This is a genomic window from Maricaulis sp. (genome assembly GCF_017642925.1).
Classification (GTDB): Bacteria; Pseudomonadota; Alphaproteobacteria; order Caulobacterales; family Maricaulaceae; genus Maricaulis.
The window spans coordinates 193046-216043 of sequence record NZ_JAEPOL010000003.1; the positions used below are offsets into that span (position 1 = coordinate 193046).

24 protein-coding genes and 1 riboswitch are annotated in these 22998 nt (G+C 65.8%); of the genes, 9 read left to right on the plus strand and 15 right to left on the minus strand.

From position 1 onward, the window contains the following. Nucleotides 1-43: 43 nt before the first annotated feature. Nucleotides 44-1801, plus strand: a complete 1758-nt coding sequence (gene ggt / locus JJ918_RS03830) for a gamma-glutamyltransferase (protein ID WP_291883479.1) — start codon at nucleotides 44-46, stop codon at nucleotides 1799-1801. Nucleotides 1802-1912: 111 nt separating this feature from the next. Here the strand turns inward: ggt and JJ918_RS03835 are convergent, their stop codons facing one another. The 4 genes from JJ918_RS03835 to JJ918_RS03850 all read right to left on the minus strand — a co-directional run bounded on the left by JJ918_RS03835 (nucleotide 1913) and on the right by JJ918_RS03850 (nucleotide 4593). Beyond that, complete coding sequence (locus tag JJ918_RS03835; RefSeq protein ID WP_291883482.1) at nucleotides 1913-2092, minus strand: hypothetical protein; 180 nt, start codon at nucleotides 2090-2092, stop codon at nucleotides 1913-1915. Between the two features lie 256 nt (nucleotides 2093-2348). Then, nucleotides 2349-3407 (minus strand): DUF481 domain-containing protein, encoded by a 1059-nt coding sequence (locus tag JJ918_RS03840; protein WP_291883485.1) that lies wholly within the window; start codon nucleotides 3405-3407, stop codon nucleotides 2349-2351. A gap of 79 nt (nucleotides 3408-3486) precedes the next feature. Continuing rightward, nucleotides 3487-3906, minus strand: coding sequence for a hypothetical protein (locus JJ918_RS03845; protein WP_291883487.1), 420 nt, complete (start codon nucleotides 3904-3906; stop codon nucleotides 3487-3489). Nucleotides 3907-4191: 285 nt separating this feature from the next. Beyond that, nucleotides 4192-4593: a hypothetical protein gene (locus JJ918_RS03850; protein ID WP_291883489.1), complete on the minus strand. Its 402-nt coding sequence runs from the start codon at nucleotides 4591-4593 to the stop codon at nucleotides 4192-4194. A gap of 231 nt (nucleotides 4594-4824) precedes the next feature. Between JJ918_RS03850 and JJ918_RS03855 the strand changes: the two genes are divergently transcribed. Both JJ918_RS03855 and JJ918_RS03860 read left to right on the plus strand, forming a co-directional pair. Beyond that, entirely contained in the window at nucleotides 4825-5241 is a 417-nt protein-coding gene (locus tag JJ918_RS03855) for a YkgJ family cysteine cluster protein (protein WP_291883492.1), read from the plus strand. A 142-nt stretch (nucleotides 5242-5383) separates the two neighbouring features. Further along, on the plus strand, nucleotides 5384-5815 hold the full coding sequence (locus tag JJ918_RS03860; RefSeq protein ID WP_291883495.1) for a helix-turn-helix domain-containing protein: 432 nt from the start codon (nucleotides 5384-5386) through the stop codon (nucleotides 5813-5815). Between the two features lie 257 nt (nucleotides 5816-6072). Here the strand turns inward: JJ918_RS03860 and JJ918_RS03865 are convergent, their stop codons facing one another. Then, entirely contained in the window at nucleotides 6073-6546 is a 474-nt protein-coding gene (locus JJ918_RS03865) for a hypothetical protein (RefSeq protein ID WP_291883498.1), read from the minus strand. A gap of 273 nt (nucleotides 6547-6819) precedes the next feature. After that, complete coding sequence (locus tag JJ918_RS03870; protein WP_291883501.1) at nucleotides 6820-7485, minus strand: hypothetical protein; 666 nt, start codon at nucleotides 7483-7485, stop codon at nucleotides 6820-6822. 731 nt (nucleotides 7486-8216) lie between these two features. Here JJ918_RS03870 and JJ918_RS03875 point away from each other — a divergent pair. The 3 genes from JJ918_RS03875 to JJ918_RS03885 are packed head-to-tail and all read left to right on the plus strand — an operon-like array spanning nucleotide 8217 to nucleotide 10171. Further along, nucleotides 8217-8609 (plus strand): hypothetical protein, encoded by a 393-nt coding sequence (locus JJ918_RS03875; protein WP_291883503.1) that lies wholly within the window; start codon nucleotides 8217-8219, stop codon nucleotides 8607-8609. Beyond that, nucleotides 8606-9115 carry an ImmA/IrrE family metallo-endopeptidase gene (locus JJ918_RS03880; protein ID WP_291883505.1) on the plus strand — a complete coding sequence of 170 codons (510 nt, stop codon included), beginning with the start codon at nucleotides 8606-8608 and terminating at the stop codon, nucleotides 9113-9115. The genes JJ918_RS03875 and JJ918_RS03880 overlap by 4 nt, the downstream gene beginning before the upstream one ends. Further along, on the plus strand, nucleotides 9116-10171 hold the full coding sequence (locus tag JJ918_RS03885) for a hypothetical protein (RefSeq protein WP_291883508.1): 1056 nt from the start codon (nucleotides 9116-9118) through the stop codon (nucleotides 10169-10171). Nucleotides 10172-10261: 90 nt separating this feature from the next. Here the strand turns inward: JJ918_RS03885 and thiC are convergent, their stop codons facing one another. The 3 genes from thiC to JJ918_RS03900 form a co-directional block, all read right to left on the minus strand. Further along, a complete protein-coding gene (thiC, locus tag JJ918_RS03890; RefSeq protein ID WP_291883511.1) occupies nucleotides 10262-12211 on the minus strand; it encodes a phosphomethylpyrimidine synthase ThiC in 1950 nt (649 codons plus the stop codon). Then, entirely contained in the window at nucleotides 12208-12741 is a 534-nt protein-coding gene (locus JJ918_RS03895) for a hypothetical protein (RefSeq protein WP_291883514.1), read from the minus strand. Before JJ918_RS03895 ends, thiC begins: the two co-directional genes overlap by 4 nt. Nucleotides 12742-12799: 58 nt before the next feature. Next, nucleotides 12800-12903, minus strand: a riboswitch (TPP riboswitch). Nucleotides 12904-12944: 41 nt separating this feature from the next. Further along, entirely contained in the window at nucleotides 12945-13502 is a 558-nt protein-coding gene (locus JJ918_RS03900; protein WP_291883518.1) for a hypothetical protein, read from the minus strand. A 168-nt stretch (nucleotides 13503-13670) separates the two neighbouring features. Between JJ918_RS03900 and JJ918_RS03905 the strand changes: the two genes are divergently transcribed. Beyond that, nucleotides 13671-14219, plus strand: coding sequence for a hypothetical protein (locus tag JJ918_RS03905; RefSeq protein WP_291883522.1), 549 nt, complete (start codon nucleotides 13671-13673; stop codon nucleotides 14217-14219). 185 nt (nucleotides 14220-14404) lie between these two features. On the opposite strand, the gene JJ918_RS03910 is transcribed toward JJ918_RS03905, so the two are convergent. The 3 genes from JJ918_RS03910 to JJ918_RS03920 all read right to left on the minus strand — a co-directional run bounded on the left by JJ918_RS03910 (nucleotide 14405) and on the right by JJ918_RS03920 (nucleotide 16124). Continuing rightward, nucleotides 14405-15376, minus strand: coding sequence for a hypothetical protein (locus tag JJ918_RS03910; protein WP_291883525.1), 972 nt, complete (start codon nucleotides 15374-15376; stop codon nucleotides 14405-14407). 98 nt (nucleotides 15377-15474) lie between these two features. Continuing rightward, a complete protein-coding gene (locus JJ918_RS03915) occupies nucleotides 15475-15819 on the minus strand; it encodes an antibiotic biosynthesis monooxygenase (protein ID WP_291883527.1) in 345 nt (114 codons plus the stop codon). Next, nucleotides 15816-16124, minus strand: a complete 309-nt coding sequence (locus JJ918_RS03920; protein WP_291883530.1) for an NIPSNAP family protein — start codon at nucleotides 16122-16124, stop codon at nucleotides 15816-15818. Before JJ918_RS03920 ends, JJ918_RS03915 begins: the two co-directional genes overlap by 4 nt. A gap of 110 nt (nucleotides 16125-16234) precedes the next feature. Between JJ918_RS03920 and JJ918_RS03925 the strand changes: the two genes are divergently transcribed. Beyond that, nucleotides 16235-16948, plus strand: a complete 714-nt coding sequence (locus JJ918_RS03925; RefSeq protein WP_291883532.1) for a helix-turn-helix transcriptional regulator — start codon at nucleotides 16235-16237, stop codon at nucleotides 16946-16948. 49 nt (nucleotides 16949-16997) lie between these two features. On the opposite strand, the gene JJ918_RS03930 is transcribed toward JJ918_RS03925, so the two are convergent. Then, nucleotides 16998-18323 carry a membrane dipeptidase gene (locus JJ918_RS03930; RefSeq protein ID WP_291883536.1) on the minus strand — a complete coding sequence of 442 codons (1326 nt, stop codon included), beginning with the start codon at nucleotides 18321-18323 and terminating at the stop codon, nucleotides 16998-17000. Between the two features lie 237 nt (nucleotides 18324-18560). On the opposite strand from JJ918_RS03930, the gene JJ918_RS03935 reads away from it, so the two are divergent. Continuing rightward, the gene (locus JJ918_RS03935; protein WP_291883539.1) at nucleotides 18561-19655 is read left to right on the plus strand and encodes an acyltransferase; all 1095 of its coding nucleotides are present in this window, start codon (nucleotides 18561-18563) and stop codon (nucleotides 19653-19655) included. Nucleotides 19656-19932: 277 nt separating this feature from the next. On the opposite strand, the gene JJ918_RS03940 is transcribed toward JJ918_RS03935, so the two are convergent. Together JJ918_RS03940 and JJ918_RS03945 are read right to left on the minus strand one after the other, a co-directional pair. Next, entirely contained in the window at nucleotides 19933-21222 is a 1290-nt protein-coding gene (locus tag JJ918_RS03940) for an adenylosuccinate synthase (protein WP_291883541.1), read from the minus strand. A gap of 193 nt (nucleotides 21223-21415) precedes the next feature. After that, nucleotides 21416-22939 (minus strand): serine hydrolase, encoded by a 1524-nt coding sequence (locus tag JJ918_RS03945; protein ID WP_291883544.1) that lies wholly within the window; start codon nucleotides 22937-22939, stop codon nucleotides 21416-21418. Nucleotides 22940-22998 lie beyond the last annotated feature (59 nt).

A 22998-nucleotide genomic window follows, 5' to 3' on the forward strand; every position in this document is an offset into this window, starting at 1 on the left:
CGCTGTGTCTATCGTGACCGGAAGAGAATGAGGGGCAAGTCACATGTTGCGTATGTTCGAGACCACTACTGCCATTGCCGCCAGCCTGTTGCTGGCCGCCTGTTCCCAGGCCGGACAGGATGCCGGACCGGCGGCCCCGGCGCCAGCGCCGGACAGTACCGCGCAAGCCCCGGCCGAAGGGCCGGCAATGGTGGCCGCGGCCAACCCGCTGGCTGTCGAGGCGGGTCTGGAAGCACTGCGCAATGGCGGCGATGCGGTGGATGCGGCGATCGCCGTGCAGGCCGTTCTGGGCCTGGTCGAGCCGCAAAGCTCGGGCCTGGGCGGCGGTGCCTTCATGCTCTACTACGACGCCCAGACTGGCGAACTGACCGCCTATGACGGCCGGGAGAAAGCGCCGGCCGCCGCCGGGCCCGATCTCTTCATCGATCCGGAGACCGGCGAACCGCTGAGCTTTTTCGACGCGATCTTCTCCGGCCATTCGGTCGGCGCGCCGGGCGCGGTGGCGATGCTGGCCATGGCCCATGGCGATCACGGCACGCTGGACTGGGCCGAGGGTTTCACGGCGGCGACGGACCTGGCCGAGAACGGGTTCGAGGTCTCCCCGCGCCTGCACAACCTGATCGCCGGTGTTGCGCCGCGCACGCCGCTGGATGAGTGGGAAGCGACCCGGGACTATTTCTTTACCGATGAGGGCGAGGCCCTGCCGGTCGGCCATGTGCTGCGCAATCCGGACTATGCCGCCACCACGCGGGCGCTCGCCGAGGACTGGCGCAATCTCTACACCGGCCGTATCGCCGAGGAGATTGTCGCGGCGGTCCAGGCCGGACCGCGCCCGGGCACACTGACGCTGGAAGACCTGGCGAACTACGAGCCGGTGCGGCGCGAGGCGATCTGCCGGGACTATCGCGAATGGTCGGTCTGCGGCATGCCGCCGCCGGCCTCGGGCGGGGTGTCGGTCAACGAGATCCTCGGCCTCCTGGAACCCTATGACATGAGCCAGACCGGCCCGGACACGGTGGAGGGCTGGCGCCGCTTTATCGAGGCGAGCCGCCTCGCCTATGCCGACCGTGACGCCTATATCGGCGATCCGGACTTTGTCTTCGTGCCCTCCGAAGGCCTGCTGGACACGGATTATATCGCCACCCGTTCGGCCCTGATCGACCGGGATACCGCGATCGAGCATGCCGTGCCGGGTATTCCCGAGGGCGTGGACGCGCCGGGCGCCGATGCCACGGCCGACGTTCCGGGCACCAGCCATTTCGTGATCGTGGACAGCGATGGCGATGTGGTGTCGATGACCACGACGGTGGAGAGTATTTTCGGCAGCCACCGCATGGCCGGCGGCTTCCTGCTCAACAACCAGCTGACCGACTTCTCGCGCGATCCGCGCGATGCGGAGGGGCGCCTGGTGCCGAATGCGCCGGATGGCGGCAAGCGGCCGCGCTCCTCCATGTCGCCGACCATCGTCTTCGATGCGGACGGCAATTTCGAACTGGCCACCGGTTCGCCCGGCGGCTCGTCGATCATCGGCTATGTCGCGAAAAGCCTGGTCGGCATGCTGGACTGGGAGCTGACGCCGCAGGATGCCGTTGCCCTGCCCAATGTCGTGGCGCGTGGCGACACGGTGCGGATCGAGGACGGGATGCCGGCAGAGGTGCTGGACGGGCTGCGCGAACTGGGCTTCAGCATTGATGCCAATCGCGGGGAAAACTCCGGCCTGCACGCGGTGCGGCGGCTCGAGGATGGCTCGCTGATCGGCGGGGCGGACCCGCGCCGTGAGGGCGCCGCTCTGGAGCCATAGGTGCTCCATACCTGCCCGATAGATACCCCATAAAGACAACGCCCGTGCCACAGCCAGTGACACGGGCGTTTCCTTTGGGGGATTTGGGGGATCTCGTGAAACAGGCGCGGATCAGACGCGCTCGACCTCGCGCTCGGCCTCGGCGGCGGCTGCGAGCTGGGCCGGTGTGCGTCCGGTCCAGAACAGGAAAGTGTCGAGCGGGCTTACCGGCGCGGACGCCGTGCGGCCCGGCTGGTCTTCGCGTTCAACCTTGTCGGCCAGCATGGCCAGTTTCAGCATTTCTTCCGACATGTACGCCTCCTGGCTTCAAGGGCGGCCGGACGGCCGCCGGGATCGGTACTCTGCTGCAGCGCCGGAAACCGGGGGACCGGCAGGGAAGGCCGGCGCATGCATAATAAATTCACGGAGACGGATTTGGTTCCCTCCGCCGGAGCGGAAAGCGTTTTCGATGCGCAACACTGAGACAGAACCGCGCCAGTATCGCACGGCCCGGAGGGGGTGGGGATAAGTTGGATCGCGGCCCGCCCTGGCGGCAAGCGCGGCCGGATCAGTCGAACGCGTAGAGCAGCGAGATGTCGAGGCGGACATCGGTGGGTTCGAAACCGGGACGGTCCTCGAACTCGTGCTCGATGCGCAGACCGGTCTGCACCGCCCAGTCGCCGAACAGGCGGTTGGTCAGCGTGAAGCGCTGGTCGATGCGCGAACCGCCGCCGGCATAGGCGGTGGTCTCGGAGGCAAAGCGCGAGGTTTCCGACAGATCATAGCTGAAGCTGGAACCGGCCTCGGCGACCCAGTCGGTCGTCGTCACACCGGTCGCAGCCGCTTCGCGGAAGCGCTGACCGGCACCGGCGCGCAGTTTCCAGTCCATGCGCTGGCGTTCCAGCACGTGCCAGATACCGCCCGCGGTCAGGAAGGCCGACTGCGAGTAAAGGCCGATCTCGTCGCGGTCATAGGACCCGCCGGCATAATAGCCCGTGCCATTGTCCAGCTCGCGCTCGACCCGCAGCTCGACCAGCCAGTTGTCGCGCGTGGTGCGGCCGTCATGTTCGGCGATGAAGTATTCGAACTGGCTGTCGACGCGCCAGCCATCCTCCAGCTCGCGGTCCAGCTCGACGGCGAAGGTGAGATCGGTGAGTTCCGAATTGCCCCGCTCCAGCTGGATGCCGGCCCGGATATGGCCGGCCCATGTGTCGTCCTGCAGAGCACGCAGCGGCGCGGCAAGCCAGCCGCCCGAGCCCTCGGGCGCTTCGGCCAGATCGACCGGGGCCTCGCCCAGATCGCGATGTTGCGGCTGCGGCGCTGCCGGAGCCGGCGCCGGCGCGGCCGGTTCCGGATCGGGCAGCGGCCAGTCGGCCACGACACCGGCGCGGCCCGGCAGATGCGCCAGGATGGCGGCATGCACTTCGGCGCGACCGCCATCGACCAGCACGGACACCATGTCGGCGGTTTCCAGGAAGCGGTCGTCGGACAGGTCGCGGCTGTCGGCTTCCTGCAGCAGGGCCAGATAGGTCTGCGGCAGTTCGGCCAGGGCTGCGGGTGCCAGACCCGACAGCAGGACAACAGCGAATGCGGCCCGGACACAGGGCTCGAAACGGCGCGACGGCATGACGTCCCCTCAAAACGGTGTTTCACCGCCTTGCTGGGCGAACAGGCTTAATATTTCGTTGGTTACGTCGTCAGACCGGTCAGTTCACCGAGGTGAGCGCACCTTCCTGAACAGCTTCGACCAGATCATCGCTCAGCCAGCAGGTGCCGTCCGGCGTCCCGTCCAGCGTGCCGTTATAGCCATAGTCCGGCCAGGCCTCGCAATGCCGGGTCTCGCCGGTATCCCAGGTGACGGTCAGCGCGCCATCGGCATCGAGGCTCCACTGGCCCACCGGGCCTTCGGGAAGCTCGCTGAAGGGCCGGCCGTCATGCGGCTGGGTGAGGACACGGATGGTCAGCGCGCCGCCGGGCTGGAATTTGTAGAACCAGTATTCGTCGACCGTCTCGCTGCGCAGGTCGATCGTCACCTCCACGCCCTCGGGCGGGGTCTGTGCCAGCGCCGTCCCCGCCGGCACGCATGTCAGGCCAAGGGCCGCCAGGCCCGCAAGTGCTCTCTTCATGAACGCCTCCCCGGTTTGCAGCCAGAAGATGAGCACGCGCCGGATTAACGGAGGGTGAGCGCCCTCTTCTCCCCGGCCGGGGAGAAGAAGTTACCCATTTTTCCCGGCCGGATGGCCCGCGAAGGCGGGCCGCAGAGCTTTTTCCCGGCCGCATGGCCCGCGAAGGCGGGCCGCAGAGCCGGGACCGACCGCGCATGCCTTCAAGCGATGAGTCTCCCGTCGGTCCCGGATCACGCTGGCGCGTGTCCGGGAAAAATGGAGAGTATTCGGGAGAGGAAGCGCCCCCTACTCCGTCCGTGTCACTGTTACGCGCAGGGTGCCGCCGCCCAGCTCGGGGTCTAGCCAGCAGGCGCCGTCGCGGCGTTCGCCGATTTCGAAATGCGGCCAGCCCCCGGCGCAGCTGGCATTCTCGAACCGCGGAGCGCCGGTGATCCGGAATTCGCCTTCGCCCGGCTCGCCGATCAGGGTCCAGCTGATCATGCTGGGATAGCCGTTGCAGTCCAGGCTGCCGATCCCCATCCGGTGCGCCGCATCGCGCGCCTCGACCGTATCGTCGAAACGCAGCGTGCAATGCTCCGTGGACACGGCAATGTCGAATTCCTGCCCGGCGGGCGTGTCCGAATTGTCCTGGGCCATGGCGGGCGTGCCTGCCAGCAAGGCCGTGATCGCGATGAGTGCTGTGCGCATGATGTCTCCCCCTGTGTGAGCGTCCAGCCAAACACGGGCCGGATTAATGCAGGGTGAGCGCCCCCTTCTCCCCGGTCGGGGAGAAGGAGTCTTCCATTTTTCCCGGCCGGATGGCCCGCAAAAGCGGGCCGGAGAGCCGGGACCGACCGCGCATGCCTTCAAGCGATGAGTTTCCCGTCGGTCCCGGATCACGCTGGCGCGTGTCCGGGAAAAATGGGAGAAAAATTTCAGATGCACGCAGCCGCGTTTTCAACTAAAGCCCCTCCGCCGCGGGCCGGGGCGGGCGGCCGCCTTCGCGCGGTGGATTTTGACACACCGATGTCGGACACGGCGTTTGACTGCGTCGCCTGCGGAGCCTGCTGTTTCAGCCGCAATCCGCGCTATCTCGTCCTGCTCCCGGAAGACCGCGGGCGCGACCTCCCCCGGGACAGCCTCGTCATCGACGGCGAGCGACGCTTCGTCGACTTCTCCTGCGGCCATTGCGTGCACCTGCAACTGGACCTGACCGCCGGCCAGGCGATCTGCACCGTCTATGACAACCGCCCCGAAGCCTGCCGCGCCTTCCGCGCCGGCAGTTTCGAATGCGGCAAGGCGATCCGCGCCAACGGCATACTGGGCGAAAAGGTGCGCGAGGTGCGGGTGGCTTGAGCGGCCCTTGCCCGCCCACAAACACAAGACGCATTGCCTGGACGGGCTGTCCTTGTCACCTTCGTGTCGCCTGCCTGTCGTGGGCGACAGGGGGCGGGGCGGCTAGAAGACGAGGCCGCAATTGAACGGGACGGCTCGACCGATGGGACTGAAATCACTGCGTCTTGAGAAAGGCTGGTCACAGGAACAGCTCGCCGCGATCAGCGGTCTGAGCGACCGCACGATCCAGCGGGCCGAGCGCGGCGAGACCCCGAGCCTGGAAACCGTGCGCGCCCTGGCCGCCAGTTTCGACCTCTCCCCGGCGCAATTGCGTGAGCTGATCGACACACCGGAGGAGCCCGCCACCATGGCCACGCCCGAGACATCCACCCCGCCCGCCGCATCCATCCCCGCCGCCTGGCAACGCGTCATCCTGGCAGCCGCGGCCTCGATCGCCGTCCTGACCGGGCTCGCCCTGATGCAGGCCTTCGCCGGCTGGGACCCCGAACTCCTGCCCGTCGCCGGCCTCATCGGCGCCGGCATCACCGCCACGCTGATCTTCCTGGCGATGGGACGCGCGAAGGGGGATGAGTGAGGGGTGAGTGAGCTTGTCATCCCGGATGAATGCCCCGCGACGGCGGGGCGCAAGTCCGGGACCCATACGCCCGGTGATCATCCAGATGTCGCCGGTATCGAACCTGCTTTCGGCCGTCAGCGAGCGTATGGGTCCCGGCCCTCCGGCCTGCCTGCGCAGGCCATACGGCCGGGATGACACGCTGTTGTGTTTGAAGAGAAAAGCGCCACTTCCCCCGGACGTGTTCCGGGGAAAGCGCTTGAGCCCCGGACAGCCTCCTACTGCCGCCGCTCCACGGCGGTGACATCGGGGTTGGTGATCCAGCACAGGGATTGCGGATCGGCGCTTTCGCCCACGGCGATCTGCGGCCATGCCTCGCACAGGGCCTGGTCGGACCCCGCAGCCAGCAATTGCAGATGATAGGCCGGGTGGGTCCCGAACGGCGGCGCGTCGGACAGGCCATCCACGCCATTGCCCGCGATCTCGACGAAGCCGCGGGCATACCAGCGGCCGTTTCCACCCGGCTCGCCATAGCCGTCAAACCCGTCCGGCCCGCGCGGGGCCTCTGAGGAGATCTCGGAACCGGCATGGAATGTATAGACCACGGTCATCCCGCTGACCGGCGGACTGTCCCCGAACGTCACGGCATAGACCTGCCCGGCCGGCGTGGCGTCCTCCCGGGCAAACCCGGCCGCCGGCATGGCCAGCGCCGCCGCGAGCGCGGTGAGTGTCAGGGTCGAAATCGGGTGCATGCTGTCCCCCTGTGTGCAAGCTGGCGCTCAGTGTGACCGGGCCGGAATGAAGACGGTATGAATGGGGGACGCCATTCTCCCCCACCGGGGAGAAGGTGCCGCGAAGCGGCGGATGAGGGCCGCGCGTCAGCGCCGCAAAGAGTCTTGAGTGGGCCGCTCCCGCGGCCGCCCCTCACCTTTGATTCCTCTCCCCGGCCGGGGAGAGGACGTGTCTGCCGCGACCACCAAGCGCCACTTCCCCCGGACCCCGTTCCGGGGCCTGCCAACGGAGGGTCAGGCTTGCTCCGCCAGGAGCGCGCTTTCGGGCCGCAGGCGCACGGCGTCGGCCCAGGCGGCGAGGTCGGCATTGCTCATCCCGTGGTCGCGCAGGAAGTGACCGAATGTCCTTGCCCAGTCGAGACCGCTGAAACCGCTGGAGGGGTGGCTTGCCCAGAAGACGGGGCGCCCGGCGATCCGGCCGGCCCAGTAGGGATCGCCCCGGCGTCCGTCCGCCACGAAATGCCCGGGCTGTTCGAACCCGTCCCACACCTGATCGCCCAGCAGGACGATATGCGTGGGATCGACCGCCTCGAACACCGCGACCAGCGCCGCCGAGTCGGCGGCCAGGTCGGCAGGATCGGCCGCCATCCGCGCCGCATCGAGATAGGACTGCAACAGGTTGGCAAAGCCGATCCGCGCATAGAAGGCGCCGCGATCCACATAGGCGTGGTGCAGACCGGTCGCCATCTGGATCAGCCCGGAATAGAAGCGCAACCCGACGGTCTCGCCAATGTGCAGATTGATCGCGTCGCGCGTCAGACCGGGCGTCACCGGCTGACCGCCAAACCCTTCCTCATAATGACTGTGCCCGACAAAGATCGGCCGGAAGCGCGACACCCGGAATTCAGCCCCGATCCAGGGCTCGGCATTGAGGCCGTCGATCTGCTGGACGAGGTTCATTGTGTCTCGCTTTGCTGCACGACGCCCCACTTCCCCCGGACCCGTTCCGGGGCCTGCCGCCCCTGGCAATAACGCACGAAACCGCGACGCTCACCAGACCCCGGAACGGGTCCGGGGAAAGCGGGTGCGTGTGCGAGGAAGAGCGCGCCCGGCGCGCAGCCAGCCATAAATCGCTTGCCAGCAGGGGGACTTCTCTTCTCCCCCACCGGGGAGAAGGTGCCGCGAAGCGGCGGATGAGGGGCCGCGCGTCAGCGCCACAAAGAGTCTTGAGTGGCCGCTCCGCGGCCGCCCCTCACCCTGCCCTCTCCCCGGTCGGGGAGAGGAGGCACCGGCCGCGACCACCAAGCGCCACTTCCCCCGGACCTGTTCCGGGGCCTGCCGCCCTCCCCCGTCCAGGCACCCCTGCGCGACCCTCACAAGACCCCGGAACGGGTCCGGGGAAAACGGGTGAGTGTGTGAGGAAGAGCGCGGCCGGCGCGCAGCCAGCCTTAAATCCCTTGCCGGCAGGGGGCCGTATTGAATTCCCGCGGTCAAGGGTGAGAACCGCGAAGCGGCGGCTCCGCCGCCCTTGACCGCGGGAATTCAATACGGCTGGGTCTCGGCATGGGGTTTATGGGGCGGTGTGGGGGGGCATCAGAAAACGGTGCGTGTCCTCGTTTTTAGTCCGAGCTCTTCCAATTTTCGGCAGAATCATTATGTTCCTAAATTGTTCTGCGCGAGGATGGGGTCGTATGCGCATTCCACTTATTACAATCATCGGCTTTGTCGCTGGCGCCTTGGTGCTTTTCATTCTCGCCGTTTTGGCAGGAACTTTTTTCAACTCCAATGTAGCGAGAGAGTCAGCATCTATAAACTACACAGATTTTATATCAATATTGTTATCCGCGATATCACTATTGATGACATTGCTTGCATTTTTTCTAGCTGTTCTTGGTTTCATCGGATGGAATGCTCTGAGTGAAAAAGTGTCAAGCAAGACTGAAGAATTCCTCGAAAACGGCTTCAAAACCGGAGAGGATCTACATAAGTTACTAGAATCAAAAGTAAAAGAAGTGATGTACCAAGGAGTTTCCCAAGTAGATGGAGATGCGGAGGAAGACGTCAGAGAGGAAGACCCACTATGAGTGGCCTCATTATAGACCGCGCAAATGAAGATGAGCTGAAAATCGTTCGAGATTTCACTTCAGAAAAACCCGTGCGAGTCGCTCGGCTTGCGCGAGCCCTTGGCTTAGACGTCAAACTCGCAAGCCTAAAGCCGAACATTTCTGGAATGATTCGACCTAGCGACGTGTCGCCGTCTGGCTTCGAAATTCGCATTAACAAATTTGAGATGCCGGAAAGGCAAAGGTTCACTATTGCCCATGAAATTGGACACTTTTTGCTACATAAAGAGCACATCGGAAATGGTATTGTAGACTCTGTTCTATACAGGTCAAAGCTCTCAAATACGCTTGAGGCACAAGCCAACAAAGCCGCTGCAGACATAATTATGCCCGCAGCACTAATTCGCGAAGACCTACGCAAGCTGCGCTCGCGAGGCGCCTACAGCGAGAAAGAAATTCTGGACGTGCTTGCAAGAAACTATAACGTGTCAAAGCAGGCAATGAGTATCAGAATTGGCGCGAAATAAATGCTTGAAGCGATCGACTACGTTCCCATTTTACATACGCGGGTTGCGGAGATCAAAGCGCTAAAGAATGTACCCACCCTTCTCAAAGATCTGACCCTTCCCGTTCTGGTCTTGCGCCCTTGGCAGAACGCTTCGCGCATTAATTTTTTTTGGGACAAGGTAGAAGACGCGATCGCCCGAAGGCCATTCGCTCTGGATTTGGATTGGGGCTACGAGCTACGCGAGAATCGTAGCGCCGACCAAGAGTTTGGAGAGCTGAGAAACCCGGACAACGGGTTTCAACAATATTTTGATTTCGTTCGGGGCGGCTCAAACTTCGCGATACCCGTCATCCAGCACCGAGGCGCCGACGGCGACTGTTTTCGGGAGCAGGTTGATAGAGCCAACACACTTGGCCGTGGGGCCTTCTACCGTATGCCGGTGAACGACGCGGGAGCGTTGGTGGCTCTACAGCGATACTTGTTGGATGAAGTAGAGCGGTTGGTCATCGTAGTAGATGCCGGTTGGGGCTCCCATATTCTTGAACATGAGCTATCCGCTAGCAGGCTGGTGGAAATGGGTTTGGCCGCAACAAACCCGCCGGAATTCGTGATTGCGGGAAGCAGCTTTCCCGATAGCTTCGGACACATCTTGGGACGTGCAGAGATACCTATACGCGAGCGGCAACTATACAACGCAGTTTCGCGTCGACATAACGAAGCAGAACTCACCTATGGCGACTGGGGAAGCACCCGCCCGCCCAGTCGCGGCGGCGGAGGCGGTGAAATTCCGCCTCGGATTGATTGGCCTCGTCTAGCAGAATGGGTGTGCTTCAGAGCCTCTGGTGGGGAAACCTACCAAGATATGGCGAACGCTGTTCTTGAAGAAGACGATTGGGACGCCGATCACAGCAGTTGGGGGATGTACCTAATTCAGGCAACTGCCGAAGGCGCTCCGAATGCAATTCGCACTCCGGGCGCAGCAGCAGCCGCGAGAATAAACCTGCATTTGATTTCTCAGGCGGCACATGAAGTGCACGACTGGACGGAAGATGACGAACCTTATCCAGACGACTAGTTAGTAGGTCGCTCCTCCGACTTCGTCACCCTCTCACCACTTTAAAAAAAGAGGGACGTGTACCCAAGGTACATGTCCCTCCGCCGAGCCTCAATCAATCGGCTCCCGCACGCTCCCATCCTCACTCAGATAAATCTCCCCGCCCAGCGCCTTGAACTCCTCGGCCTTCTCCGCCATCCCGGCTTCGGCATCCACCGAATTCGGAGCCCGCGCGCTCCCGAACGTATCCCGGATCTCCTGGGTGATCTGCATGGAGCAGAATTTCGGGCCGCACATGGAGCAGAAATGGGCGACCTTGTGGGCCTCTTTGGGCAAGGTCTGGTCGTGGAAGTCGCGCGCCGTCTCTGGGTCGAGGGCGAGGTTGAACTGGTCTTCCCAGCGGAATTCGAACCGGGCGCGTGACAGGGCGTCGTCGCGGATCTTGGCCGCCGGGTGGCCTTTGGCGAGGTCGCCGGCGTGGGCGGCGATCTTGTAGGTGACGACGCCGACCTTGACGTCATCGCGGTCGGGCAGGCCCAGATGCTCTTTCGGCGTGACATAGCAGAGCATGGCACAGCCGAACCAGCCGATCATCGCGGCGCCGATGCCAGAGGTGATGTGGTCATAGCCCGGGGCGATATCGGTGGTGAGCGGGCCGAGCGTGTAGAAGGGCGCCTCGTGGCACTCCTTCAGCTGTTTATCCATGTTTTCCTTGATCTTGTGCATGGCGACATGGCCCGGCCCCTCGATCATCACCTGGCAGCCCTTGGCCCAGGCGATCTTCGTCAGCTCGCCCAGCGTCTCCAGCTCGGCGAACTGGGCGCGGTCGTTTGCGTCGGCGATGGAGCCGGGACGCAGCCCGTCGCCCAGGGAGAAGGAGACATCGTAGCTGCGCATGATGTCGCAGATCTCCTCGAAATGCGTGTAGAGGAAACTCTCCTTGTGGTGCGCCAGGCACCATTTCGCCATGATCGAGCCGCCGCGCGAGACAATGCCGGTGACGCGGTCGGCGGTGAGCGGCACATAGGCCAGGCGCACGCCGGCATGGATGGTGAAATAATCCACCCCCTGCTCGGCCTGCTCGATCAGCGTGTCGCGGAACACCTCCCAGGTCAGGTCCTCGGCGATGCCGTTCACCTTCTCCAGCGCCTGGTAGATCGGCACGGTGCCGATCGGGACGGGCGAATTGCGCAGGATCCATTCGCGCGTGTTGTGGATATTCTTGCCGGTGGAGAGGTCCATCACCGTGTCGGCGCCCCAGCGGATCGCCCAGACCATTTTCTCCACCTCTTCCTCGACCGAGGAGGCCACGGCGGAATTGCCGATATTGGCGTTGATCTTGGTGAGGAAATTGCGGCCGATGATCATCGGCTCGAGTTCCGGGTGGTTGATGTTTGCCGGGATGATGGCGCGGCCGCGGGCGATCTCGTCGCGCACGAATTCCGGGGTGACGTGTTCGGGGATGGAGGCGCCGAAGCTCTCGCCGTCGGCGATGCGCGCGGCAGCGCCCTCCACCGCGGCCTTGCGGCCCAGATTCTCCCGCTCGGCGACATAGACCATTTCCGGCGTGATGATGCCGGCGCGGGCGAATTCATACTGGGTGAGCGGCGCGCGCTTCGTGCTGTCCCAGCTGGTGTCCTCGCCCATCGAGCAGGGCGAGGAGGCGCTGTCCACCGGCGCGGCCTCGGCGCGGGCGCGCAGCGGCTTGTTGCGCACGGGGAATTCGCGGGCGAGGTATTTGCCGGTCGCCCCGCCATTGTCCAGCGGCGACAGGGGACGGCCCTCATAGGCCTCAACCTGGCGGTCGGTATACCAGTCCAGACGGTGGCGCGGCAGGCCGTGCTCGACGTCCAGCTTGTGGTCGGGATCGGAATAGGGACCGGAGGTGTCATAGACGCGCACCGGCGGCTCGTTGGCCGTGGGGTGCAGGTCGATCTCGCGATGCGGCACTTTCAGCGCCGGCGCCGTCGCCGGCGAGGTATAGACCCGGCGCGACCCCGGCAGCGGCCCGGTGGTGACTTTTGGAGTCTCGAATTGCGATTGGGAGGTGGGCTTGTTCATGACACGGGTCCTTGCTTGGCGGCGAGGGTTTCGATGATGAGTTTCTCGACGGCGGGGCCGTCCGGGATGGCTTGGAAGCAGAGTTCGAGCATGTCCACCGAGGTGTGGATCGTGAGGTCGTAGACTTCGCCATTGGGCTGCAGGTCGACGAAGGCCACACCCGGGAGCACGCTCGCGCGGGCATCCGATGCGCCCACTTCAAGCGCACGCCGGTTCGTCACCACATAGGTCAGATCGTCCGCCACAGCGTCCGGGCGCCGTGATGACCGAAGCGCGAGAAAGGTCCACAGGACTATGGCCGTCAGAAGGGCGAGGAAAATCCCGATCTCGCCGAAAATGAACGGGTTTCCGAGGAATTCCGCGAGGAAGCAGAGGACGGTTGCGGTAAACAGGCCAGCAATCCAGCAGGCGTGCTGACGTCGCCCTTGCGCCCAGGTCTTCGGCCGGTGCTTGGCCCGGGCAAAATCCGGCTGACCGCGCCAGAGCACGGTTTCACCGTCGATCAGGATGTCGTCGATGGGATCGCTCAAACCGCCCTCGCCGCGTGAACGGTCAGACAGGCACGGGACGGTGCATCAATGCCTCATGGGAAAGGCAAGGTTCCATCCCGACGCCGGCATGACCCGGATCCGGTCCTAAGGGTGAAGTCTCAGCCCCTGCCCGCATGAGCAGGGACACCCCTTGGAACTGTTGATGGCGAGGATGGAGAAGCGCGGCCGATTTGGCAACCGGGTCAGGCCTTGGCGACCTGCTCACGGATCAGGCGTTCGACGCCGCGCGGGTCGGCGATGCCGAAGAAGCCGAAATCGGTGAGATGGCCGGCCTGCTCTTCCGGATCGCCGCTGCCGCGCGGCAGGGCATCGCGGAAGATGATGTCGCCGCGGCGGGTGCCGCGCCGGAACAGCGAGCCCAGATCGCCGGCGCCGAAACTGCGCGACCGGCCGCCACCGGTCAGCACGATCGCCCGCTTGTCGGTGAGCGCATACAGCGTGCCGCGCACGGCGAAGGCCTTGATCAGCGAGGAGACGAACAGCCAGATGCCGAACAGGAAGAAGAGCGGCCCGATCACCATCGCCACGCGGAAGAAGACCTGGCTGTCCTCGCGTCCGGCGGAGAACAGCCAGGCGATGCCGGTCCACAGGATGGAAAAACCGGTCCAGGGAATGGCGAAGAGCGCCGTCTTGCCGCCACGCAGCCAGGCGAGCCGGATGATGTTCGGCCGCCCCGTCCACAACAGTTTTTCGCCCGCTGCCAGTTCCGGCCGTACGGCCGCCTCGATCGCTGGATTCATCCCGGTCTCCCTTGTCCCGCCGCCGGAGATCAATACCCGGTTCGGCCGGTTCCGCTATTGCCCGCGTGCGGGGGACCGTCACTCCCCTGTTCAGGGCATTCAGCCGGCATTCAGGAATGCGGAGCGAGGGTCTGATATCCGCGCATGAGGCATGAGGAGGACGCACCGATGATCCTGGCCATGACACTCGCCGCCAGCCTGGCGCAATCCTGGATGCGCCCGCCGGTGGAAAATCCGGCCGGGCCGGACATCTCCGGCCGCTATGCCGAACTGCAGGCCAGCGGCGTGTCGGGCTGCAATACGGCCGGCGTGCCGCGCACGCTGGATATCCATATCCTCGCCGAACCGCCCCATTATCGTTCCGCCAATATCGGCGAGATGGCCTATGATCTGGGCGAAGGCGACGCGCCGGGCGGCAGTTTCACCGTCGCCGGGCAGCCGGACCGCACAGCGCTGGCCGACGGGTCCGAACGCGTGGGCTTCGGCGGCGGCTGGGTTCACACGGCCGGGCGCTATGTCGACGGGATAACCGACGGGCAATTGCGCGGCCGGGTCGAGGTGGAACTGGACCGGCTGGCCGACGGCACGTTGCGCCTGGTCTCGATCACCCGGGCCGAACGCCAGAATGATGAGGGCGTACCGGTCGTTACGGATGGCCGCCTGCCCGACGGCACCGAACTGCGCCCCTTTTCACGCTGCGGGGACACGCGGCACTAGCGCCGGCGGAGGGACACCGTCAGACGCCGCCCGCCACGCGCAGCGAGGCCGGTGCAGACTGCACGATTACCGCGACGATCACCGCCGCCAGCAGGGCGACTGGCAGAAGAAGTTTCAGCAAGGCTTTCATCGCCGGCCAGACTAGCCGCCCGGCCGGCGCGGCACCCTCCCCTGAAGAGGGGACGCTAGTCGGCAGCGCCGTCCTCGGACGCGCCATCCGGTGCGATGACGAGCATGTAGGGCGAGCCGGCATTGATGGCCACGGGGATGTTTTCCGGGAGCGCCTGCATGAGATCGATCCCGCGCATGACCCGGTAGCGCAACGGCGTGCCGTGCTGCGCCTCGAACGCCGCGGCATAACCATCGGCAAGAGCGCGCCGGTCGAACACGGCCAGCCGGTAAACCTGGCTGCCGTCCGGGCGGGTCTCGCCCTCCAGCGCCAGACGGTCGCCGCCGCCGGACCCGTCATTGTCCTGCTGCGGCAGGGATTGCACATTGCCGCTGTTCGCCTGCGCATACAGCGGCACGTAGAAAAGCTGACCGTCGACCAGATGGCGCAGATCCGCCGCCGTCTCGCCGCCACCGTCAGCCTGCGCCCGGGCATGGGCATGCCGTTCCAGCGGGGTCGCCGGCACCGGCTCGCCCTGGGCAAGTGTGACCTCCTGACGTGCCTGGCGCGCCCGCGCGGCCAGAAAGCGGAGGAAGACGGGATCGATCACCAGCGGCTGGTCGTAACTCGCATTGATATACAACACCGCCTCGCCGCTCATCTGCTGGTTCAGCAGAACCAGAAAGCCGCCGGCCTGCCCGCTGAACTCGCCCATCGGCTCACGCTGTTCCTCGGTGAAATTGGCCTCGGCCCAGCGCAGGAGGCGGCCCGGCGTGTCAAAGCCCGACAGGGCCGGCAGATCGCCCTGGCGGCCGACCAGAAAACGGCTGCCCTGCTCCGCCCCCGGCAGGCGCACAAAGTAGAGCGTGCTGTCCAGCAGGGCGTCTTCGACCGCCCGGCGCGCTTCCACCCGGCGCTCCTGCGGCGCGCTGTCCTGAGCCGCCAGCGCCCGGTCGAGCGGCGTTGTTCCGGCCTGCGGCAGCGCGGCGCCAGCCATGAGCGGGATCGCCGCGAGAACGGCGGCCAGTGTCCGGATCGTGCGGAGCATTCCGCCCCTCCCCTTTTTGCTGGCCGGGACCCTCGCACGCCATCCCGCCGCCCGCCATCCCCGGACTGCGGGAGGCGCCGGGTTTTCAGGCAGAAGCGCTAGCCATGAAGCGCCCGGCTGTCGGCCGGGGCTTCGGTCCGGTCGTCGAGGCCGTAATCGCGGATGACCTGTGCCACGCGCAGCCGGTAGGCGGCGATCACGCCCTCGCGCCCGGCTGCCTGGGCCTTGCGATGGCTCGCCCGGTTGCGCCAGTCGCGCACGGCGGCCTCGTCACGCCAGGCCGACAGGGAGAGATAGCGGCCCGGCACAGCCAGGCTTTCGAAACGCTCGATCGAGATGAAGCCGTCGATGGATTCCAGTTCCGGCTTCAGCGCCGCGGCCAGATCGAAATAGGCCTCCCGGCCGTCCTCTGCCGGGTCGAGTTCGAACAGGACCAGGATCATGCTTCCACCCGGCGCAGAAAACTGCGCGCCTCGCCCAGGATCAGCCGTTCCGCTTCGGCGAAGGCAAAATTGGCCCGGCCATCCTCATCGCTGCGCAGCCGCGCCCGATAGGCCTCGTAGTCCGCCAGGCTGTCGAACTCGATCAGGCCCAGCGCAATGTCATTCGTGCCCTCGTGCGGCATGAAATAGCCCAGCAGCCGGCCGCCGCAGGCCGGAATGACGCGCAGCCATTCGCGGGCATAGGTCTCGAACGCCTCCCGCTTGAACGGATCGATCCGATAGCGGATGCAGCATAACAGGCTCATCGCCCCCACTCCTTCGTGTTTGTGCGGGGCGAGACTAGGGCCGGCGCACCGGCAATGTTTCGCCCGGGAACGAAGTATGGAACCGCCGCAATCATGCTAGCGTCGCCGCCATGAGCCACGGACCGGACATTGCCCGCATCGGCGCCCTGATCGGCGACCCCGCCCGGGCCGCCATGCTGACCGCGCTGATGAGCGGCAAGGCGCTGACAGCCAGCGAGCTGGCCCGTGTGGCCGGCATCGGTGCGCCGACGGTCTCGGCCCATCTCGTCAAACTCACCGAAGGCGGGCTGATCGCGGTCGAGAAACAGGGCCGTCACCGCTATGTGCGGCTGGCCGGCGCCGAGGTCGCCGAGGCGCTGGAAGCCTTGCTGGGGCTGGCCCAGTCACGCGGCCACCTGCCCTTCCGCCCCGGCCCCGACGACCAGGCCATGCGCCGGGCGCGCGTGTGTTACGACCATCTCGCCGGCGAGATGGGCATCGCGCTCTATCGCGCCCTGCAGGCGGGCGGTGCCCTTGCGCTGACCCCGGACGGGCTCGCACTGACCGATCGCGGGCAGGGCCTGCTGGACGGGCTGGGCCTGGACATGCCGGCCCTCATGCGGGCGCGCCGCCCCGCCTGCCGTACCTGCCTGGACTGGAGCGAACGCACCCATCACCTCGCCGGCGGGGCAGGCGCGGCCCTGCTGACCCGTTTCCAGGAGCTCGGCTGGCTCAGGCCGCGCCAGACCAGCCGTGCCCTGCGCGTCACGCTGGAGGGCGAACGCGAATTGCCCCGCCTGTTCGAACGGCTGGGGCAGGCAGGCCAGGGTCCACCCGGGCCCTGACACCGGGCTCGCCCCGCTTGCGGGGGAAGACGGAGATCGCGCCTTCGCCCTACTCCGCCGCCGCTGCTTCCTCGACGGCCCGCATCACGCGCAGGATATTGCCGGACCACATCATCTCTATCTCGTCGGGCGTGTAGCCGCGGCGCAGGAGTTCCTCGGTGACCGCTGCGGTCTCGCTGGCGTCTTCCCAGCCGCCAACACCGCCACCGCCATCGAAGTCGGACGCGATACCGACATGCTCGATCCCGGCGACCTCGACGGCATGGTCGATATGGTCGGCCAGCACAGCGATATCGACATCGCCATGCTCTTCGCGCAGCGCGGCCAGACCCTCGCGATAGGCGGCGATGATTTCCGGCGTCGCCGCCTCGCGGCCTTCCGGCGTGTCGAGACCCAGCTCAGCGGCCAGGGCACGCTGGCCGTCGGTAACGGCCTGCGGCATCTCGCCGATATAGCGGCGGAAGGCGACCATGTGCGCCACACCGCCATTGTCGCGGATCGCGCGCAGCTGCTCGTCGTCCAGATTGCGGGCATTGTCGTAGACGGCGCGGGCGCCGGAATGCGAGGCCATGACCGGCGCGCGCGACAGCTCGATCGCGTCGAGCATGGTCTGCTTGCCGACATGGGAGACGTCGACAATGATGCCGTGATCGTTCAGCGCGGCGACCAGTTCGCGGCCCAGATCGCTCAAGCCCGGATCCTCGGCCGGCTCGCCGGCCTCGGTGTCGGGATTGGAGGAGCCGCCGAACTGGTTATTGCCGAAATGGGTGATCGACATGTAGCGCACGCCGCGCTCGGCCCACATGGGCACGTCGTCGACGCTTGGCCCCAGCGGATAGGCGTTTTCCATACCGATCAGGGCGACCAGACGTCCGGACGCGGCGATCTCTTCCACCTCGTCGGCGGTGGTCGCCAGGGCGATGCGGTCGGGATCATTGGCCAGCATGCGCGAGATGCCGCGATACTTCTCCTCGGCCGCCTCGCGCGCCGCGGCATAGCCCTCTTCGGTCAATTCATCCTGGCCGACATAGACAATGAAGAAAGCCGAATCGAGCCCGCCCTCGACCATTTTCGGCAGGTCGACCTGGGCATGGGTGTGCTCACCCGGATCGAGCGCCTCGGTGCCATAACCCGGGCCGATATCGACATGGGTGTCGAGCGTGAAGGTGCGGTCGTGGATCTGCGCCGCGGTGGAGACGGGATAATCGTCCTGCCCCATCGCCGTGTCCGTGGCGGCGCTGTCCTCAGCAGCGGCCGGCGCCGCAGCGGGCGCCTCTCCGGCCGGCGCATCGGCTTGCTCCTCGCCGGCAGGCGCGCACGCCCCCAGAACCAGAGCCAGAACCAGCGCAGACACTCCGAAACGATCGACCCGCATGACATATCCCCTCTCAAGCGTTGGCGCGAAGTCTAGGGGCCTGCGAGGCGAAGGCAAGGCCAAGCCTTTGGCATTCCATCCCGTTTTGGGTCAGCCCGGTGGCCTGTTTTGAGAGCCGGTTACCGGAAAGCCTCGAATGTGCCGGGCTATCTTCATGTTTCGTTTACGGATTTGGCGAGACCCGCCCATCCGCACGCCGCTTGCACCGCGACCGGGGATAACCGGGAGTGGGATCATATGAGCAAGCTTGGCTTTCTGTTCCGCGACGGCCTTGGCCGTCTTGAAGACAAGTCCAACAATTTCACCGCGATGCGCATCGTTTTCGCGCTGATGGTGCTGTACGGACACGCCATCCTGATCCCGCTGGGCAAACCCTATACCGGCAGCTGGAGCCTGACGGTCGACTTCGTCGTACAGTGTGCGCTGGACGGTTTCTTCATCCTGTCCGGCTACATGATCACCGCCAGTGCGATGAAGACGAAAGAGATCTCGCGCTATGCCACGGCGCGCATCTTCCGCATCTTCCCGGGCCTGATTGCGGCCGTGCTGATCGTGTTTGCGGTCTACCCCTTCTTCACCTCGCTCTCGCAGGCGGAATACTGGTCGAGCGCGCAGACCTGGGCCTTCCCGCTGAAGCTGATCGGCCAGGTCGATCCGCTGGCCGGCCTGCCGGGCACGTTCGAGAACTCCCCCGTCGGCCACAGCGCCAACGGTCCGCTCTGGACGATCCGTTATGAGCTGATGGCCTATCTGGGTGTCGGCATCCTGGCCCTGATCGGGCTGTATTCCGACCGGCGCCTGGTGGTGTTCTGGGCCGCACTGACCTGCGTCTTCGGCGCCCTGGTCGCCACGTTCGGCTATACCGGCATCGGCGAAGGCACGATCACCACGCTGGCGCGCTTCGGCCCGGCCTTCATGATCGGCGCCTTCTTCTTCGCCGCTCGCGACCTGGTGCGCATCACCCCGGCCTTCATCGCCCTGGCGGGCGTGGCCGCGCTGGCCGCCCACGAACTGGCGATCGGCTGGATGATGCTCGACATCTTCCTGGCCTCGGCCTTCCTGTGGCTCGGCCATGCGCATATCGGCGGCCGGATCGGCCATGCCGTGCGCAATGTGGAAGACGTCTCCTACGGCATCTACATCCTGCACTGGCCCATCGGCCTCGTCGCCTTCGCCCTGATGCCGGGCCTCAACACGACCCAGCTCGCCCTCATCATGGCCCCCGCCGCCATCCTCGCCGGCTGGGTCCTGCGCGAAACCGTCGAGAAGCCAGCCCTGGCCTGGAAGGACAGACTGCAACCGCGGCGGAAGGTGCGTGTGGCGGCGGTTTAGGCATCGCTCTCTCGCCCCCACCATTTTTCCCGGAAGCGCGTCAGCGCTGTCCGGGACCAACGGGAGACTCATCGCTGGAAATGACGCGCGGTCGGTCCCGGCTCTGCGCCCGGCCCAAGGCCGGGCTCCGGCCGGGAAAAATACGGGTTGTTGAAAGCGCGGCGTCGGACAGGGGCAGCCGCGCAAGCGGCCACGCAAGCCTCTTCTCAAGCGCGGCCTTGCCGCGCGCCCCTCATCCGGCCTCCGGCCACCTTCTCCACCGTCGGGGAGAAGGGGTTTACCCCCTGAACGGGTCCTGCATCAGGATGACGTCTTCGCGCTCGGGGCTGGTGGAGACCAGGGCGATCGGGCATTCGATGAGTTCTTCCAGGCGGCGGACATATTTCACCGCTTCGGCCGGCAGATCGGCCCAGGAGCGGGCGCCGGCGGTGGAACCCTGCCAGCCTTCCAGCTCTTCATAGACCGGTGTCACCTTGGCCTGGGCTTCCTTGCCGGCAGGCAGATGGTCGAGACGGCGGCCGTCGAGCTCGTAGCCGACACAGACCTTGATCGTCTCGAACCCGTCCAGCACGTCCAGCTTGGTCAGGGCGACACCGTCGACACCGCCGACCTGCAGGGTCTGGCGGGTGATCACGGCATCGAACCAGCCGCAGCGGCGCTTGCGCCCGGTGACGACGCCGAATTCATGGCCGCGTTCGCCGAGCCGCTGGCCGTTCTCGTCGAACAGTTCGGTCGGGAAGGGTCCGGAACCGACGCGGGTCATGTAGGCCTTGGCGATGCCCAGCACATAGCCGACATCCTTGGGACCTACGCCCGTGCCCGCCGAGGCCTGGCCCGAGACGGTGTTGGAGGAGGTCACGAAAGGATAGGTACCGTGATCCACGTCCAGCAGAGCGCCCTGGGCGCCCTCGAACAGGATTTTCTGGTCGCTATCATTGGCATTTTTCAGCACGCGCCAGACCGGTGCCGCATAGGGCAGGATTTTCGGCGCGATATCGAGCAGTTCCGCGACCAGCTTGCCGGCGGGATATTCCTCATGCCCCAGGCCGCGGCGCAGGGCGTTGTGATGGTGCAGGATTTCGGTGACACGGGCACGCAGCGCCGCCTCGTCGGCCAGGTCGATGACGCGCACGGCGCGGCGGCCGACCTTGTCCTCATAGGCCGGACCGATGCCGCGGCGGGTGGTGCCGATGGCCTCGCCGTCATCGCGGTTCTCGCGCAGGGCGTCGAGTTCGCGGTGGATCGGCAGGATCAGCGCGGCGGTCTCGGCGATCTTGACGACTTCCGGGGTGATCTTCACACCCTGTTCGGCGATCCGGTCGACCTCGGCCACGAAAGCCCAGGGGTCGACGACGACGCCATTGCCGATCACGGAAAGCTTGCCGCGCACCACACCGGAGGGCAGCAAAGAGAGCTTGTAGACCTTGTCGCCGACGACCAGCGTATGGCCGGCATTGTGGCCGCCCTGGAAGCGCGCCACCACATCGGCGCGGTGCGACAGCCAGTCGACCAGCTTGCCCTTGCCTTCATCGCCCCACTGGGCGCCCACGACGGTAACATTGGCCATTTCTGCCTCCGCGACTATGCCCGCCGCCCGAGAGACATCGCCTGCCGGACCGCGGGGTCCGGACGGGGGCCGCAGGGCGGCAGATGTCGGTCGTCAGATCAATGAAACGGCGGGCTCGAACGGGCGGCAGGCTTAGAACAGATTGCGGGGCCTCACAAGAGAGGGATCAGCCCCGCAACCGGCGTCCTGTGGATCAATCCACACGTTCGTAGACATCCCCGTCCCAGTCGAGCCGGACGATGGCGCCGGAGGCGTCGCGCTCGAAGGCGAAACGGTCGGGTCCGTAGAAGGCGTGGGCGACGCCGCCGAACAGATCCGGGCGGGCCGGCTCCAGCTGCAGCCGCATATCACCGAGGCTGGCGACAAGGCCGCCGCCCTCTTCGACAATCGTCACGACGCCATAGGGCTCGCCGGAGGTATAGGTGCCGGCATATCCGGCCCGCTCGGCAGCTTCCGGCTGCCAGGTCCAGCCGCCCCAGGCCTCGTCGGCGCGGTTCTCGGCCTCGCGGTTGGTGCGATGTTCCAGATAGCGGGCGATCTGCTCAGGATAATACTCCACCCGCGTATCTGCCCAGCGTTCGGCATCGGGATGTTCGGTCAGGAATTGCAGGAACATCACGATGGTCCGGCCCGACAGCCAGCCCGTCATGTTGTCGGAATTGGAGAAGGCGGCGATGCCGACACCCAGATCCGGCGAGAAGGCCATGCCCGTCCGCGCCCCGGTATAGCCGCCGCCATGGATGTAGAGCGTATGGCCGTCGAAATCGCAGATATTCCAGCCCAGCGAATAGCCCGAGCAGGGCAGTTCATAGGCGTTGCGGCCGTCTTCCATGTGCGTGTCCACACCGGATGCATGCGCTTCGGCGACCACCGCATCGGTGAGCCCGCTGCCGTCGGGCCCGTGGCCGCGCAGCTGCAGCTGCAGCCAGGCCGCCATGTCGGTCGTCGAGGTCACCAGGCCGCCCGCCGACTGCATCATGCCGTCGGTCTTGGGCGGCACGTCGTACCAGCCGGCGTCCTCGCCCTGCCAGATGTGGTTCCAGGACTGTTCCTCGAGCAAAAAGTCGGAGGTGCGCCCGGAGGTACGCGTCATGCCGGTCGGCTCGAAGATCACGTCGTCCAGCCAGTCCTGCCAGGTACGGCCGGTCGCGGTTTCCAGGATGGCGCCATAGATGTTGTAGCCCAGATTGTCGTAGTCGAAGCCGGGCTCGCGGGCCTCACCATATTGCGCGATCAGGGCGGGATAATCCGCCGGATCGACCCGGGTGACATAGGCTTCCAGCATGGTCAGCTGTCCGACCGAGATCGGCACCTGGTGGGTCAGGAGATCGCGCAGCGTCCAGGCGGACGGGTCCACGCCTTCCGGGAACTCCACATCGGGCCAGTGATCGGTGATGGTGGAATCCAGATCGAGAATGCCCTGCGCATCCAGCCAGCTCGCCAAGAGGCCGACATAGGCCTTGGTCTGCGAGGCGATATAGAGCGGCGTATCGGTCGTCAGCGGATCGCCGGTCGACACGCGGCGCACGCCCTCCACCCGGTTCAGCAAGACCTCGTCGGCCGTCACGGCGACCACGGCATAGCCCGGTTCGATACCCTCGAACCGGTCGAGAAAGGCGTCCAGCCGGTCGGCCGCACCCCGGGGTGTTTCGGCCTGGGCAGCAGTTGCGGCAACAAGGGCGGCCGCAGCAACGGCCAGCGGGGAAGAAAAACGCATCTGTGTCTCCTGTCAGTCCGCTCCACACCTAACCGGCCGGCAAGCGGCGGTCTTGAACG